This is a genomic window from Planktophila warneckei (SeqCode), assembly GCF_965234675.1.
GTDB lineage: Bacteria > Actinomycetota > Actinomycetes > Nanopelagicales > Nanopelagicaceae > Planktophila > Planktophila warneckei.
Genome location: NZ_OZ248350.1, coordinates 227,256 through 243,009, shown reverse-complemented (window position 1 = coordinate 243,009; position 15,754 = coordinate 227,256). Strand labels below are relative to the sequence as shown.

Annotated in this window: 16 protein-coding genes and 1 pseudogene; 2 read left to right on the top strand and 15 right to left on the bottom strand. The window is 46.7% G+C overall.

Going from position 1 to position 15,754, the window contains the following annotated elements; translation table 11 throughout:
- Positions 1-43: 43 nt before the first annotated feature.
- Complete coding sequence (locus AC8GFU_RS01360; RefSeq protein WP_506626712.1) at positions 44-928, top strand: alpha/beta hydrolase; 885 nt, start codon at positions 44-46, stop codon at positions 926-928.
- On the top strand, positions 925-1,725 hold the full coding sequence (locus AC8GFU_RS01355; RefSeq protein ID WP_506626711.1) for a 3-hydroxybutyrate dehydrogenase: 801 nt from the start codon (positions 925-927) through the stop codon (positions 1,723-1,725). The genes AC8GFU_RS01360 and AC8GFU_RS01355 overlap by 4 nt, the downstream gene beginning before the upstream one ends.
- Before the next feature lie 68 nt (positions 1,726-1,793).
- Here the strand turns inward: AC8GFU_RS01355 and AC8GFU_RS01350 are convergent, their stop codons facing one another.
- From AC8GFU_RS01350 to rplQ, 15 genes and pseudogenes are all read right to left on the bottom strand, one after another.
- Positions 1,794-3,425, bottom strand: a complete 1,632-nt coding sequence (locus tag AC8GFU_RS01350; RefSeq protein WP_506626710.1) for an alpha/beta fold hydrolase — start codon at positions 3,423-3,425, stop codon at positions 1,794-1,796.
- A complete protein-coding gene (locus AC8GFU_RS01345) occupies positions 3,425-4,714 on the bottom strand; it encodes an ABC transporter substrate-binding protein (protein WP_506626709.1) in 1,290 nt (429 codons plus the stop codon). Before AC8GFU_RS01345 ends, AC8GFU_RS01350 begins: the two co-directional genes overlap by 1 nt.
- 54 nt (positions 4,715-4,768) lie before the next feature.
- Positions 4,769-5,764, bottom strand: a complete 996-nt coding sequence (locus AC8GFU_RS01340; RefSeq protein WP_506626708.1) for a branched-chain amino acid ABC transporter permease — start codon at positions 5,762-5,764, stop codon at positions 4,769-4,771.
- Positions 5,757-6,665, bottom strand: a complete 909-nt coding sequence (locus AC8GFU_RS01335) for a branched-chain amino acid ABC transporter permease (protein ID WP_506626707.1) — start codon at positions 6,663-6,665, stop codon at positions 5,757-5,759. The genes AC8GFU_RS01340 and AC8GFU_RS01335 overlap by 8 nt, the downstream gene beginning before the upstream one ends.
- Position 6,666: 1 nt before the next feature.
- Positions 6,667-7,377, bottom strand: a complete 711-nt coding sequence (locus AC8GFU_RS01330; protein ID WP_506626706.1) for an ABC transporter ATP-binding protein — start codon at positions 7,375-7,377, stop codon at positions 6,667-6,669.
- A gap of 2 nt (positions 7,378-7,379) precedes the next feature.
- Entirely contained in the window at positions 7,380-8,144 is a 765-nt protein-coding gene (locus tag AC8GFU_RS01325) for an ABC transporter ATP-binding protein (RefSeq protein ID WP_506626705.1), read from the bottom strand.
- Positions 8,134-9,231, bottom strand: coding sequence for an alanine racemase (gene alr, locus AC8GFU_RS01320; RefSeq protein WP_506626704.1), 1,098 nt, complete (start codon positions 9,229-9,231; stop codon positions 8,134-8,136). The genes AC8GFU_RS01325 and alr overlap by 11 nt, the downstream gene beginning before the upstream one ends.
- On the bottom strand, positions 9,231-9,575 hold the full coding sequence (locus tag AC8GFU_RS01315) for a holo-ACP synthase (RefSeq protein WP_506626703.1): 345 nt from the start codon (positions 9,573-9,575) through the stop codon (positions 9,231-9,233). Before AC8GFU_RS01315 ends, alr begins: the two co-directional genes overlap by 1 nt.
- A gap of 9 nt (positions 9,576-9,584) precedes the next feature.
- A complete protein-coding gene (locus AC8GFU_RS01310) occupies positions 9,585-10,250 on the bottom strand; it encodes a phosphatase PAP2 family protein (protein WP_506626702.1) in 666 nt (221 codons plus the stop codon).
- Between the two features lie 2 nt (positions 10,251-10,252).
- Positions 10,253-12,091: a glutamine--fructose-6-phosphate transaminase (isomerizing) gene (gene glmS / locus AC8GFU_RS01305; protein ID WP_506626701.1), complete on the bottom strand. Its 1,839-nt coding sequence runs from the start codon at positions 12,089-12,091 to the stop codon at positions 10,253-10,255.
- A 4-nt stretch (positions 12,092-12,095) separates the two neighbouring features.
- Positions 12,096-13,436: a phosphoglucosamine mutase gene (glmM, locus tag AC8GFU_RS01300; protein ID WP_506626700.1), complete on the bottom strand. Its 1,341-nt coding sequence runs from the start codon at positions 13,434-13,436 to the stop codon at positions 12,096-12,098.
- Positions 13,437-13,460: 24 nt separating this feature from the next.
- Complete coding sequence (gene rpsI / locus AC8GFU_RS01295) at positions 13,461-13,943, bottom strand: 30S ribosomal protein S9 (RefSeq protein WP_506626699.1); 483 nt, start codon at positions 13,941-13,943, stop codon at positions 13,461-13,463.
- 11 nt (positions 13,944-13,954) lie between these two features.
- Entirely contained in the window at positions 13,955-14,407 is a 453-nt protein-coding gene (rplM, locus tag AC8GFU_RS01290) for a 50S ribosomal protein L13 (protein ID WP_506626698.1), read from the bottom strand.
- Between the two features lie 107 nt (positions 14,408-14,514).
- The gene (gene truA, locus AC8GFU_RS01285) at positions 14,515-15,354 is read right to left on the bottom strand and encodes a tRNA pseudouridine(38-40) synthase TruA (RefSeq protein ID WP_506626697.1); all 840 of its coding nucleotides are present in this window, start codon (positions 15,352-15,354) and stop codon (positions 14,515-14,517) included.
- A gap of 38 nt (positions 15,355-15,392) precedes the next feature.
- Positions 15,393-15,746: pseudogene (gene rplQ / locus AC8GFU_RS01280) on the bottom strand (50S ribosomal protein L17); the annotation flags it as partial.
- Between the last annotated feature and the right edge of the window lie 8 nt (positions 15,747-15,754).

Below are 15,754 nucleotides of genomic sequence, written 5' to 3'. Positions count from 1 at the left end.
AAATCAGTTGGAAATCCCATCTGGCACAGGCAGACTAACCCCCATGTCACTTCCAACTCAGAAAATTTCAGTACCGGTAACTGGCGGAGATTTAGCGGTCTTTCAATATGGAGATGGCACAGGCACACCAGTGTTGCTTATCCATGGAGTCACATCATCCAACCGGGCCTTTCAATTATTTGCAGATGCGTTAATCGCACGAGGTAAAGCTCCCTTCGCTGTTGATCTTCGTGGCCGAGGTGATTCAAATTCATTGCCAGGACCATTTGGAATGGCAACGCATGCGAAAGATATGGCAGCGGTCATCAATCACTTTGGATGGAAGAGCCCTGATGTCATTGGACACTCAATGGGTGCATTTGTAACAGCGGCATTAGTTGGTTTATATCCAGAAAAAGTTGGTGAGGTTATCTTTGCCGATGGCGGCGTTCCGCTACCGATGCCACCAGGTATGACAATTGAACAGATCATGCCCTTTGTTCTTGGACCAGCAATGACTCGGTTAGCTATGACATTTGAAAATAACGAGGCGTACCGAAATTACTGGAAACCTCAAGCGGCCTTTGCAAAGGGCTGGTCAGCTGTTCTTGATGAGTATGTTGATTATGACTTACGCGGAACAGAACCAAACATGAAGGCTGCTACCAATCCAGTTGCTGTTGAAGAGGATTCTCGAGATCTGTTTGGTGATGATCTGATTATTCGTTCGCTCACAAACCTGAAGAAACAATCCTTGTTTATTAAGGCAGAACGTGGATTGCAAAATGAAGAAAATGGTCTCTACCCAATGCCGGTTTTGGATCTTGTACTTCCTAACTACCCTCAGCTAAAGCTGGAGTTCTTAGCAGATTGCAACCACTACGACATGTTTCTGGAAGAGTCTGGGGCTGAAAGGGTCGCCACAATTATTTACGGAGGTCGTTCATGACGCTAAAGGGTAAGCGCGCATTTATTACCGGATCATTCCAAGGAATTGGCTTAGGTATAGCCACTGCTCTTGCAACTGAAGGCGCGTCAATCGTTCTTCATGGCCTTGCAGATGAAGCAACAATTGCAAAGGCAGAGAAAGCTGTTTTAGCGGCAGGTGCGGCAAAGGTTGAAAGTCATGTCTCAGATCTTCGTGATGGCGCAGCCACTGAAGCGCTCATTGCAAAGATTCTCGCTAATGGCCCTGTAGACATCTTGTGTAATAACGCCGGAATTCAGCACACCGCAACGATCGAAGATATGCCTCGCGAAAAATGGAATGACATCATCGCTATTAACTTAACCTCATTCTTCGACACCATGCGTTTACTTCTGCCACAAATGAAGGAGCGTGGATACGGTCGAGTAATCAATACTGCATCTGTGCATGGCTTAGTTGCCTCACTGGCAAAGGCTCCGTATGTATCGGCAAAGCACGGTGTTATTGGTTTAACTAAAGTTGCAGCACTTGAATATGCGCAAGTTGGAAGCGCTGACACTGGTGGTGTAACAGTTAACGCAATCTGTCCAGGCTGGGTTGAAACCGCTTTAATCGAACCTCAGATTCAGGCGAAGGTTGATGCACATAATGGAGATCGTGCTGCAGGTATCGCTGATTTGTTATCTGAAAAACAACCATCTCGTCGCATGTCATCACCTGCAGATATTGGTGCGATTGCTGTATTTCTCTGCTCGCCTGCAGCACATAACATCACGGGTACCGCAATTCCTGTAGATGGTGGTTGGACCGCTCAATAAATAAATTGCATTAGAAAATAAAAGCGGGGCCAGATTTCTCTGGCCCCGCTTTTTATTACCCTCGATTTTTAGTTATCGCCGTAAGCCTTTAGCCATGGAACGCTAATTCCCTTATCGATAGAGAGGTTTCCAGCCTTACGAACAGCTGTATTCAACGCTCCACCTGAAGGTAGCTTTCCTGTGCTTGATGCTTGAACGAGTGACTTCGCAACTAGCACTAGCTGTGCTGATGTGAAGTTACAGTGATTAGTTCCCTGCGCTGCAGCGCTTGATGTAATTGGAGATCCAGCTGCATCAAACTTTGTGTAGTTTGCTGGAGTTGTATTCCAAAGCATCAATAGCTTGTTTGTAGGGTTTTTGTAATCACGTGTTGCTTGGTATGCCTTGCGAGCAGCAGCCTTTTCAGCTGCGTACTGCTCTGCATATAGATCAACTAGGCGCTGTGATGCTCCTGCTGGAGTGATTGGATCTGCAACGCCAACCATAAGAACTGTAGGAACATTGATCTTTCCTGTGTTCTGATGAAGCGCCTTCATCTTTGCAACCGCTGCTGCATTTCCAGCTGCACGTGGTGCGCCTGGGTTTGCTGCAGAAAGTGCTCCGAGCATTGCATCAATTGCAGTGTTGCCTGACAAAGCAGCGTTAAAGATCACGCGCTCTGCATCAACACGAGCTGAGTAATCAGTCTTTGTGTTATCAAAGATTGCTCCGCCTGTTTGGTTCTCAACATCTTGAGTAGCAAGAACTGCAAGTGCTGCAGCATTTGTACCGTTCTCAAGAATTGCAAGAACTGGGCTGATTGCTAATGGGAAGGTCAACTTCAATGCGCCATCTGGACCTGAAATAGAGTCAAAGTGTGCAGACTGAGTTGGAAGTCCAGCCATCAATCCAAGAAGTAGCAATGCGCTACGTGATGGAATTCCAGCTGCTTGAAGAGCCTTACCTGTTGCAGATGATGTATCTGGCCAAGCACCTGTAGAAATTGATGCCTGCAACTTACCCATCACTGTGAAGACCTTTACTAAGTCTGCGTATGACTCTGCAACGCCTGCGGCGCCTGCTGAGTAATTGCCAGCCTTAATTGTTGGATCAAACAAAACCTTGATTCCCCAAAGGAAATCGCCGGCCATTGTTAGTTCTGCAGAAACATTGTCAGCCATACACATAGGTGCAACAGCTGAAACTAGCTCTGGATGCTTTTCAGCAAGACCCTGAGTGATTACGCCACCGAGTGATGATCCCCATGCAACAACCTTTGTTGTCTTTGGGAACTGCTTCTTGAATGTGTCGATCAACTCAACATTTGTCTTAATCGCTGAATCTGGATTCCAACCTTGACGGGCAAAGCCTGAACCAACGATCGCAATACCCTGGCTGAAGAAGTACTTAGCAACTTCAGCGTTTCCACCAGGAACTGGCTCTGGAGTATTTGTGACCTTGTATCCACCGATTAGTGGGATTCCTGCTGGAATATCAACGTTGTAGCGGTATCCATGTGAATACAAAGCAACAGTTCCGTTGAAGTTTGCTGGAACCTGCATTGCATATGGAGCGCCATCTGAAGTAACACCAACACATGACTGAATTGGGCTCTTACCATCACACGCAGGTGCTGCATTAGCAACAGATGGTGCAGTGATCAGAACAGTTGTTACAAGTGCTGTAACTGAAAGAAGCGAAAGTAATCTTACTTTTTTCATTAGTTAGGTAATCCCTTCGCTGGCATTGCAGGACGCTTGTACGTTGACTTAGCAACAGCACCAGATCCTGAATCAGTTGTGTATGTAACGTAAGTTCCACCTACTGGAGCAAGGTCACCTGTTGGTGAGTACTTTCCAACCCAGTAACCGGTAAGTCCAACGTGGCTTGTCTTTGAGTAAGCAGCTGGAACTAGAGCAGAGTTTGCAAATGTTGCACCCTTGCTATCGATCGCTGCTAGAAGAGACTTACGAGTTGGGTTTGCACCAGCAGCCTTAAGCGCCTGTGCAGCCATAAACGCAGTATTCATACCAAGCAATACATTCAGATCAAATGCTGATCCTGGAACTGCCTTTGCATAAATGTCTGAGAAGAACTTTACGTACTCATCCTTCATATCAGTTGTTGCTGGAACTGGTGAGAAACCAATTGCGTTGTACAGAACTCCCGCAGGAACTCCAGTCAACTTAATTGTTGTTGCATCTCCACCAACTGATCCAAGCATCCACTGTGGTGCGTACTTCAACTGCGCAGCAACACCAAGCATTGCTGAAGTTGCACTTGAAACACCGAAGAGAATTACTACATCTGCTTCAGCAGCCTTGAACTTTGTGATCCAACCTGCAGCAGCTGCTGCATTCTGTGAACCAGATGCATAAGGCACCTTTACTGCAAAGTTAACGCCTGCTGTCTTGAAGCCTGCGAGCGCATCTGTACCAAAGTCATCATCCTGGTAGAGAAGGCCGATCTTCTTTCCTGCAAAGTTTTCCTTGATGTACTGACCCATGATCTTTGCTTCCATGATGTATGAAGGCAAGACTGTGTAAGTAGTTGGATACTTCTTTGCATCAGCGAATCCGCTAAATCCTGTGTTAACAAATAGAACAGGCACGCCGCGACGTCCTGGGTTAACAGATGAAGCAACTGCCTTCACATTTGCTGTTCCAAGAGGTGCAAGCAGAGCCATGACCTTGTCCTTCAGGATAAGTTCATTTGTCTTTGCAACCGCTTCAGTTGGAACGTAGCGGTCATCCTTAACAACAAGAGTTACCTTGCGGCCGTTGATTCCGCCATTTGCATTGAGATAATCGAAGTACGCCTTTGCTGCACCTGGAATCTTGTTGTAACCAAGTGATGCTGTACCTGTCATTGGCAGTGTCATACCGAGTTTGATCTCAGTTGAACTCACGCCAACTTCAGCTGCCTGAGCCGGAATAGCTGTTGCAGCTAAACCGAATACGGCAAGTACCGCAGTAGCTGTCAGCAGCTTACGGCGATGTAGTGCTTTCATGTGTTTCCTTCCATCGAGGGTTTGTTACGAGAGGTAGTTATGTCTTTCGTAAATCTATTTATTTTTTGCTGCCATCTTCTTTGCAGTTCGCGCTCGGTGCTGTTCGACAGGTCCATTGGGGACAAAGAGAACTGTCAGAATCAAAAGCGCGCTCACCATCAAACCTGGCAGATTTGTAGTCACGCTTTCTGAGGTACCGAGTTTGTGCGCGACAACATCGGCTACTTCAGGAATTGCGACCAGGGTCACAGCACCAATCATGACCCCAGACAGGGTGGTTACGCCAGATAGAACCGCGCCTGTCAGCAGGGAAAATGAGAGGGCAAGCGGGAATGCGCTCGGGGAAACGGTTCCAATAGTCATAGACAGCATTGCGCCAGCTAATCCGGCTAAACCAGCGCTCAGGGTGAAGGCCAGAATCTTAGAGCGGCCTGTGTTGATGCCCGATAGTTGAGCGGCAACCTCATTGCCACGTCCTGCTCTCCAGGTGCGTCCGTATCGTGATCGCAAAATATTTTGTAACAACCACATCATTATTAAGGTAGCTAAAGCTGCGATCCAGAAGAACCATTTGTACTGAGTGAATTCTTCGCCAAGTGACAATGGTGGAAAACCAACATCAAAGAGCAGACCTTGTTCTCCGCCAAGAATTGAGAATTGATTTGCAAGTGATGGCAAACCAATCGCTAATGCCAAAGTTGTTCCCGCTAAATATGGACCAGATAAACGCGCTGCTGCTGCGCCAAGCAATGCTCCACCAAGTGCTGCTGCGATTACGGCGACAAAGAAACAAGCAACTATTGGTAAGTGCCATGAAATATGTGCGACAGCTGCTGCGTATGCACCAACGGCCATGAGCGCACCATTGCCAAGTGATACTTGACCTGAATACCCGGTTAGCAAAATTATTGATGAGATTGCAACTACATAGACAGCGATCGATGCGCCCTGATACACACGAAGCTCATCCACCATGCCGCTAAGGAGGTACAGAACTACTCCACCTAGTATGAATGGAATTAAATGTGAAGAGTTTTGGCGCTTATGCACGACGGCCCGCCTTTGCTCCGATAATTCCTTGCGGTCTAATAAACAAAACTGCAAGCAAAATAATAAATGGCGCAATAAAGAACAGCGCGCTGCTGACATACATCAAAACAAATGAGATCAGGACTCCTAATAACAATCCACCGATTACCGCACCGACGAGTGATTCAAGTCCACCGATAACCGCTGCAATAAATCCAGACACTAGAAGTAATGAGAACTCAATTGAATCTGGTGAAAGAGTGCCGTTGCCGTTAACTGTTTGGAACATTCCTGCAACGGCACCTGCAGCACCCGCTAGTGCCCAACCCATTGTGCGAACTAGATCCACCTTTACACCTGATAAACGTGCGATTTCAGGGGCGTAGGCAGATGCGCGTAATGCCAGGCCAATGTTTGTCTTTTGAAAGAGGATGCTAAGCATCAACATCAACACAATCACTGAAACCAAGATCAGCAGCTTTAATGGTGAGAAAACAAGGGTTTCTCCCCCAACGCTAAAGCCATCATTAGAAAGCGGTCCGGTGATGCGAACATCTTGACCTCCCCATATCATGCTGACTACTGCGCGAATAATTCCGAGTAAGCCCAATGTTGCAATGATTGGAGCAACACTTGCGATTGGACCACTTGAACTGTGCTTCACCAGTAAGCGCATAAAGACCACTTCAATGATCGCGGCAAACAATGCGCCACCTGCCATTGCAACAGGAAGTGCGATCCAGAAAGAATCAAAGTTCACCATTGCTTCATAACCAAAGTATGTTGAAAGCAGAGCCATACCAGCTTGAGCAAAGTTAATGACTCGAGTGCTTCGCCATACCAAGACCATTGAGATCGCCATCAGCGCATAAATGCCACCTGAAGTGATTCCAATTAAAAGGGTATTTAATAGTTGAATCATATTAATACCCCAAATATGCAGCGCGAACTGCAGGGTCATCAATCAATGCTTGCGCCTGATTAGCCGCGACAACTTTTCCTAGGTTCAAAACGATTCCCAGATCTGCGATCTTTAATGCACCCATTGCATTTTGCTCAACAAGTAGAACAGTCAGATTCATGGTCTTTGCTAAATCTCTAATTGATTGGAAGATCTGCTCGACTACAAGTGGTGCAAGGCCAAGTGATGGTTCATCAAGCAACAACAACTTTGGCTTTGCCATGATTGCTCGACCGATTGCTAACATCTGTCGTTCTCCGCCAGATAAAGTATCTGAACGTTGTTCGATGCGCTCCCCTAGTCGTGGAAATATCGAAATTACTTCTTCTAACGATTGCTTAGCTTCCTTTTTATCGCGGCGCCAAATCGCACCTAGCAATAAGTTTTCGCGCACTGATAATTCGGGGACTACAGATTTGCCCTCTGATACATGTGAAATTCCTTTGCGCACCAGGTTTTCAGCCTTTACGCCGGTGATGGATTCGCCCATCCATGTGATCTCACCGGTAGTTGGCTTATTCAGGCCTGAAAGAGTGCGCAGTAATGTTGTTTTTCCAGCACCATTTGAGCCGATAATCGCTGCAAGCTTTCCGGTAGGAACTTCCAGCGAAACATGATTGATGGCACAAATGGCACCATGATGAACAGTTAAGTTAGAAACATTAAGTGTCATGGCTAGTTACCTGTACCCAAATAGGCAGCCATTACAGCGGGATCTCTGCGCACCGTCTCGGCATCGCCACTTGCAATTACCTCGCCAAAGTTAAGAACGTATAACTTGCTACACACAGACATAACAACATCCATGTGGTGTTCTACCAAGAGCACTGACATCTCGGCGCTGAGATTCTTAATCAATAGATTCATCCACTCAATATCTTGAGCGCCCAAACCACCTGCAGGTTCATCAAGCATCAAGATGCTTGGCTCACTTACCAATGCGCGCGCAATTGCAACTCGCTTGGTATCTGGATATGACAAAGTATCTGCACGTCGATGAGCAATTCCACCGGCATACACACGCTCTAAGGCAACTCGCGCTTTATCGCGGATGCGATCTTCATCCTTTGAATTACGACCAAAAGCCGCAGAGACCAAACCTGTTTGCGCCAAACGTTGCGCACCGATCATGACATTTTCTAGAACTGTTAAATCTCCAAATAATCCAACGCCTTGCAAGGTGCGAGCAATACCAAGATCAACCAACTCGTATGGTTTTGGAAAATCCCGTTGTTCCCCATTTAAATGAAACTCACCTGAATCTGGAGTTACTAATCCGCACAGGGCGTTAAACAATGTTGTCTTGCCGGCACCATTAGGGCCGATTAATCCGACAACTTCATTCTTCCCAATTTCAAGGTACACATCATGAAGTGCGCGAAGACCGCCGAAAGAGACATTTACTCTCTCGACTTGCAACGCTGCAGTTTTAGTAGACATGAGGTGCATAGATTCTATGCACTCGAGGCCCGATTCGTGTAACTATCTCGTAATTAATACTGCCTGAGGCTGCTCCCCAGTCATCAGCGGTGTACTCGCCATGTGAGCCATCACCAAAAACAATCACCCAATCCCCAGATTGCGCCGTTGAATCGGCACCAAGATCTACAACAAATTGATCCATTGAAACGCGTCCGATAATTGGGGCTTTTCGACCATTAATAAAGACTCCAGCATCATGAGCAATTCGTGGAATGCCATCTGCATATCCCATTGCGACAACACCTAGCTTGGTATCGGTTTGTGTACTTTCAGTAGCTCCATAACCAACGGCCGCACCAGCTGGTACCGCTTTTACTAAATGCAGTTTTGCGCGAAGCTGCATTACCGGTTTTAAACCAAGGCTCTTGCTATCTCCTAGGCTCTTAACATCTGGAGACAAGCCATACATCGCGATACCGGTGCGCACAGAATCAAAGCTAGAGGCTGGATCTTTTAAAGTCGCAGCAGAGTTTGATAAATGTTTGATTGGTGGATTAATCCCGATCGCTGCTAAATCTGCAACCATCTCATTAAATCTATTTAACTGGTCTGCATTTTGTTTTTCGCCTGGCTCATCAGCACGAGCAAAGTGCGAAAAGATGCCGACGACAGTTACCTTTGAAAAATCCTGTTTTAAGAACTCTTGCCATTCATCCAAAAATCCCCCGCGGGTCATTCCGGTATCTACTTCAATATGGATCCGGGGTTTGTTTGGCAAAGCAGAGATCTCTTTGAAAGCTGCGATCGAAGCAACCGCTAGATCAATGTCATGGTCGACTGCTGATTTAAAATCAGAACCGGGTGAAACCAGCCAGGCAAGAATGGATACTTGAACACCATGTGTACGAAGTTTGATCGCCTCTTCTAGCAATGCAACGCCAAGCCAATCAGCCCCTGCTTTTTCTGCCGCGAGACCAACTTCAACTAAGCCATGACCATAGGCATCTGCCTTAACAACAGCCAATAACGAGGTGCCTGCTGCATCTTTAAGTCGATTGATATTTGAACTCAATCTATCTAGATCAATGCGGGCTTCGGCTCTCATTAATTTCGCTCAACAATCACCATGGCAGATGCAATTCCTGCATCATGAGATAAGGAAAGGTGCACATCAGCGCCATCAATTAGATCTGCAATTTCGCCGCGGAATAAAAAGACTGGCTTTCCGCTTTCTAGGTTTACAACTTCAGCTTCCTGCCACGATAAACCCTTGCCAGCATTAAGCGCCTTTGCAAGTGCTTCTTTAGCTGCAAATCGTGCTGCAAGGGATGCCATTGGTTTAACTCTTTCAGCTTCAGTAAAAAGCTTTTCCGCTAAACCTGGTGTGCGCTCGAGGGAGGTCTTAAAACGATCGATATCTACAACATCGATTCCGATCCCATCAATCATTAGTGAAGTCTAGTGCAACTGGCTTTTAGAGGGAACATATCTATCGATGGCTATTACCGTTACAAGCAAAGCGCTGCCGACAAATAACCCGCCCAACAAATCGCTAAACCAATGTGTGTGACGAATTAAGGAAACGGTACAGACTGTAAGACTAATTAATGCAACGCCAGCACTTGCAAGCCGTCCTTGATATCTGTCCACCTTTGCATAGCGATAAATCAAATACGCCAAAATTCCCCACGACAAAACAGCATTTGAAGCATGTCCGCTTGGATAAGACATTCCGCCCACGTGCAAGAGATCAAAACCATCGCGAGGCTTAGTTCTGCCCAAGAAGATTTTAAATGTTCCAACAACAAGGTTCAGCGAAAGCAAAGATAGAAATGCAAGATTGAGCGGACGCCAGGTTTTGAATTTATAGGCGATAAAAGCCGCTGCTAATAAAAGAACGGTCGCAGTTAACCAACGCAAACCTAGATCATCTAGGCGACGCAAAATAAATCCAGCTAACCCTTCAAACTGAGGCTTAGGTTGGCTATTTATCTTTCGGTCATATTCGACCAATGGACCATATGAGTACACCTGTTGTGTAACAAGCAGGAAGCCGGAAAACAAAAGAATTGCCCAACGAAGCGCTCGGTCCATCTGCCGGCGACGAATTTGTGCCAGATCCATCATCATTCAACCGTTACAGATTTAGCCAAGTTTCGAGGCTGATCAACATCATTACCGCGAACCACAGCCATTTCATATGCAAATACCTGTAGTGGAACTGTTGCAAGAACTGGTTGGAACAACGCTGGTGCAACAGGAATTCGGATTACATGTTCTGCGCCTTCAACATGTGCGCCTTCTTCGGCAATAACAATGACGCGTGCACCCCGAGCCTTTACCTCTTGAATATTGCTGAGCATTTTCTCGTCCAGCGAGTGTTCATGTCCGGCAGGCAAAATCGCAATCACTGGAGTTCCTTGATCGATCAAAGCAATCGGTCCGTGCTTTAACTCGCCACCAGCAAATCCTTCAGCATGGATGTATGCCAGCTCCTTTAACTTCAAGGCGCCTTCCAGGGCAACGGGATAACCAATGTTGCGACCTAAGAATAAGACTGTGTTGTTCTGTGCAAATGTTCGAGTTAATTCACGAAGCGGTTCAACAGTTTCAAGTATTTGTTCAATCTTTCCAGGAAGCTCTAAGAGCTCCTTGTAAAGATCACGAACTTCAGTGTCCTTCAAAGATCCATTTACTTGGCCTAGGTGAAGACCAATTAAATACACAGCAATAATTTGTGTAAGTAGCGCTTTTGTTGATGCCACAGCTATTTCAGGCCCCGCATGTGTGTATAAAACAGCATCTGATTCACGGGGAATTGTTGAGCTATTTGTATTACAGATCGCTAATACTCGACCGCCCGCAGCCTTTGCATGACGTACCGCCATCAAGGTGTCCATAGTTTCACCTGATTGTGAAATTGCGATGATCAAAGTGCTTGGATCAATTATTGGATCGCGATATCTAAACTCAGATGCAATCTCGACATCTACCGGAATCTTCGCCCACTTTTCAATTGCATACTTTGCGACCATTCCTGCGTGATATGCGGTGCCACATGCAATAACTGTGATCTTCTTTAGCGAACGAATCTCATCGGCGCTCATATGCAACTCATCCAGCAAAATCTGGTTGTTATCGCTTAATCGGCCAATCAAAGTATCTGCAACAGCTTTTGGCTGCTCAAATATCTCTTTCAGCATGAAGTGTGCAAAGCCGCCCTTTTGCGCAGCACTTGCATCCCAAGAAATCTCATACTCCTTTGGAGCAACTGCCTTTCCATCAAGATCAGTGATCTGGACCGAAGTTGGAGTCATTGTGACAACTTCATCTTGACCAAGTTCGATGGCACGCTTTGTAAATTCGATGAAGGCTGCAACATCAGAGGCCATGAAGTTTTCGCCCTTGCCAAGACCAACAACTAGTGGAGAGTTTCTGCGAACTCCAACTACAACATCTGGCTGATCGCCATGAAGTGCAAGAAGAGTAAATGAACCTCGAAGTGCTTTAACCGCATCGCGCATTGCGGCGGTTAAATCCCCATTGTGCTCTTTACGTAAATCGCTTAGTAGGTGAGCAACAGATTCAGTATCTGTTTCCGATGAAAACTTATGCCCCTTAGCTTCTAGCTGTGCACGAAGTTCGGTGTAGTTTTCGATAATTCCATTGTGAATAACGGCAAGCTTTCCATCATTATCTACATGCGGATGAGCGTTGCGATCGGTTGGGCCACCATGTGTTGCCCAGCGAGTGTGACCAATTCCTGAATGAACATTAGGCAGTGATGCATCAAGTGCGCTCTCCAGATTGGCTAACTTTCCAGCCTTCTTTTCAATAAAGAGCTTTCCTGGTGTTCCAAGTGCTATTCCTGCTGAGTCATAACCACGGTATTCAAGGCGACGTAGGCCTTCAATCAGAGGGTGTGAGGCTGATTGTGGCCCCGTGTAACCCACAATTCCGCACATCGTTTTACCTCAGTTCGTTTTTAACTATATCTGCAAGCTGCTGTGCAACTTCTTGCGCAAGGCTATCACTGGAGGCTTCTACCATGACTCTTACCAGCGCCTCTGTTCCAGATGCTCGCAATAAAACTCGCCCAGAATCACCTAAACGGCTTTCAGCGGCCTTCACTGCATCTGCAATTACAGATGACTGTGGCAACTTATCTTTAGCAACATCTTTAACATTGATTAGAACTTGTGGGAACCGAACCATTGTTGCTGCAAGCTCTTGCAAGCTCTTTCCTGTGCGAACTACCTCTTGAAGCAGTTGTAACGCTGTAAGAATTCCATCACCGGTGTTTGCAAGTTCGCGCATAATGACATGGCCAGATTGTTCTCCACCTAGTGAGTAATCATTTGCGATCATGTTTTCTAGAACATAGCGATCGCCAACTGGTGTTGTTACAACATTAATTCCAGCTTCCTTCATTGCATGCATAAATCCAAGGTTGCTCATTACAGTGCCAACAACAGTGTCATTTTTCAGTACTCCGCGAGCTTTAAAACCACGAGCTAAAATTGTAAGAATGTGATCGCCATCGATCTCATTACCTAAAGCGTCAATTGCTAAACAGCGATCTGCATCTCCATCATGAGCGATACCGACATCGGCGCCTTCTTTGAGAACCGCTGCGCGTAGCTGATGTAAATGTGTTGAACCGCAATCATCATTGATGTTCCAGCCATCTGGTTGATTAAAGATTGCAATAACTTCGGCACCTGCACGTCGATACGCTTCAGGTGCAACATGTGAGGATGCTCCATTTGCACAATCAACAACGATCTTTAATCCCTTTAGTGGAGTGTTTACTGAAGCAAGCAGGTGCTTCAGATAGCGCTCTGTTGCAGTGTCATCATTAATTGCGCGACCAACATTGCGACCTGTTGGGCGTTCCCAATCCTCACCCATACGAGCTTCGATGCGTGCTTCGATCGCATCATCTAACTTGCCACCACCACGAGCAAATAATTTGATTCCATTATCTGGCATTGGGTTATGTGAAGCAGAGATCATTACGCCAAGATCAGCTTTTGATTCAGCAACCAGGTGTGCGACCGCAGGGGTTGGTAAAACTCCAACGCGATACACATTGATTCCAGCGCTTGTTAGACCAGCAACTACAGCTGCTTCTAGAAACTCACCTGATGCGCGTGAATCCTGCCCAACGATTGCAGTCGGGCGATGATCCTTATTTGATGAGCTTTCTACCAATATATGTGCAGCAGCAACAGAAACATCTAATGCGAGTTCTGCGGTCAGATCACGATTGGCTAAGCCACGGATTCCATCGGTGCCAAATAGCGCCATTGGAACTCCTTTGGTAAAAGTGAATTAACGCTTTGAGTATTGAGAACGCTTACGAGCCTTCTTAAGACCGTACTTCTTGCGCTCAATAACACGTGCATCACGTGAAAGGAATCCAGCCTTCTTAAGTGCTGGACGGTTTGCTTCTTCATCAATCTGGTTGAGTGAACGTGCAACACCTAGACGAAGTGCGCCAGCTTGACCTGAAACTCCACCACCATTGATGCGTGCAAAAACATCGTACTGATTCTCAGCACCAACTGTGCGGAATGGTTCTGACACTAGTTGTTGGTGAACCTTGTTTGGGAAATAGTTTTCAAGAGTCTTACCGTTAACAACCCAACGACCTGTTCCTGGAACAAGACGAACACGTGCAACAGCTTCCTTACGACGACCAGTACCTGCACCTGGTGCCTTGATTGCTGGACGGTTAGTTGCTGGTGCTGGTGTTGAAGATGAGTATGAAGTAGGAGCTTCTTCGTTGTCGATGATTGCTGTGTTCTCTGACATTTACTGTTCCTTTACTTCACGATTTGTGAAACTTGATTGAATACATATGGCTTTGGTGCTTGTGCAGCATGTGGGTGCTCTGGACCTGCGTACACCTTTAGCTTTGAGGCCATCTGCTTACCGAGTGAATTCTTTGGAAGCATTCCCTTGATCGCCTTTTCAACTGCGCGTGTTGGGTGCTGCTCAAGTAGCTCGCCGTAAACAGTTGATGTTAAGCCGCCTGGGAAACCTGAGTGATGGTGAGACCACTTCTGAGTTGTCTTGTTACCTGACAACGCAATCTTTTCTGCGTTGATAACAACAACGAAGTCACCCATGTCCATGTGTGGCGCGAATGTTGGCTTGTGCTTTCCGCGAAGTAGAACTGCAGCATGTGTTGCAAGACGGCCCAAGACCACATCTTGTGCATCGATGATGTGCCAGTTACGGACCGCATCACCAGCTTTTGGACTGTATGTACGCACGCTTTTGCCTACCTTCTTTTCAGTTTATATTGACGGCGCCTTTTCAAGCGCAGAGGAGTAAGGGTACCCGCGTCAGGCTCAGGGGTCAAAATGGCCCTTATACGCCTCTACTCGGAATCTTGGGCTTCACGACGCGCCACAGTTTTTGCCGCCCGCTCCAAAAGCTCTGAATCTGATGGGTAATCGACCTGGCGCAGGGTCAGACCACAGGCCGGGAAGACCAAGCTGTCTGAGACTCGAACCTTGTTCGCCAGGGTCTGCTCGATCCATTCTGGGCCGAACCGTCCATCGGCCACACAGACAACTGCGCCGACCAAATTTCGGACCATTGAATAACAGAATGCATCGGCCACAACATCGCCGACTAAATACCCTTCGGCATCGCGAATCCACTCAAATCGTTGTAACTGGCGGATCGTCGTAGCACCTTCACGGAACTTGCAGTACGCCGCAAAATCATGGTCGCCCAATAACAAGGCGCTGGCTTGGTTGAGCAGATCGACATCTAGCGGGCGATACCAAGACGCAACATCAAATCGATGCAGTGGTGAAATAACTTGGTTGGCATCCAATATTTTGTATGTGTAGTGACGGCGAAGTGCTGAAAAACGTGCGTGGAATGCAGGCGGAGCGATAGATACATTCATGATTCGAACATCGGTATCGAGAATTCGATTTAATTTGTAGCCAAGCTCTTCTAAGACAATGGTGTCTGGAACATCAACATGAATTACCTGACCAGTTGCATGAACACCTGCATCGGTGCGTCCTGCAACAATGCTGTCAATCTTGCTTTGTGAAATCTTCGCGATCGCTTTTTCAACCTCTTCTTGCACCGAACGACGATCTGGTTGCTTTCCCCAGCCATAAAAATTTGTTCCGTCGTATGCAAGATCAATCCGTAAACGAAGAAACCCACTCTCAGGGTAGAGAGTGGGTTCCGTCATGAGAATAATTTCTAAGGATTAAAGACTTAGTTAGCTTTCTCTGTTACTAATTCAATTACTGCCATAGGTGCGTTGTCACCCTTGCGAGGACCGACCTTAGTGATACGTGTGTAGCCACCTTCACGAGTTGCGAAGTTTGGTCCGATTTCAGTGAACAGAGTGTGTACAACGCTCTTGTTCTGAATCTGTGCCATGACCTGACGACGTGCAGCTAGATCACCCTTCTTAGCGAAAGTAATTAACTTTTCCGCTAATGGACGTAGGCGCTTAGCCTTTGCCTCTGTTGTTGTGATCTTGCCGTGCTCGAACAACTGCTCTGCGAGTGTGCGTAGAAGTAGTCGCTCATGTGATGGGCCTGAACCCAGACGAGGACCTTTACTTGGTGTTGGCATTTCTTATC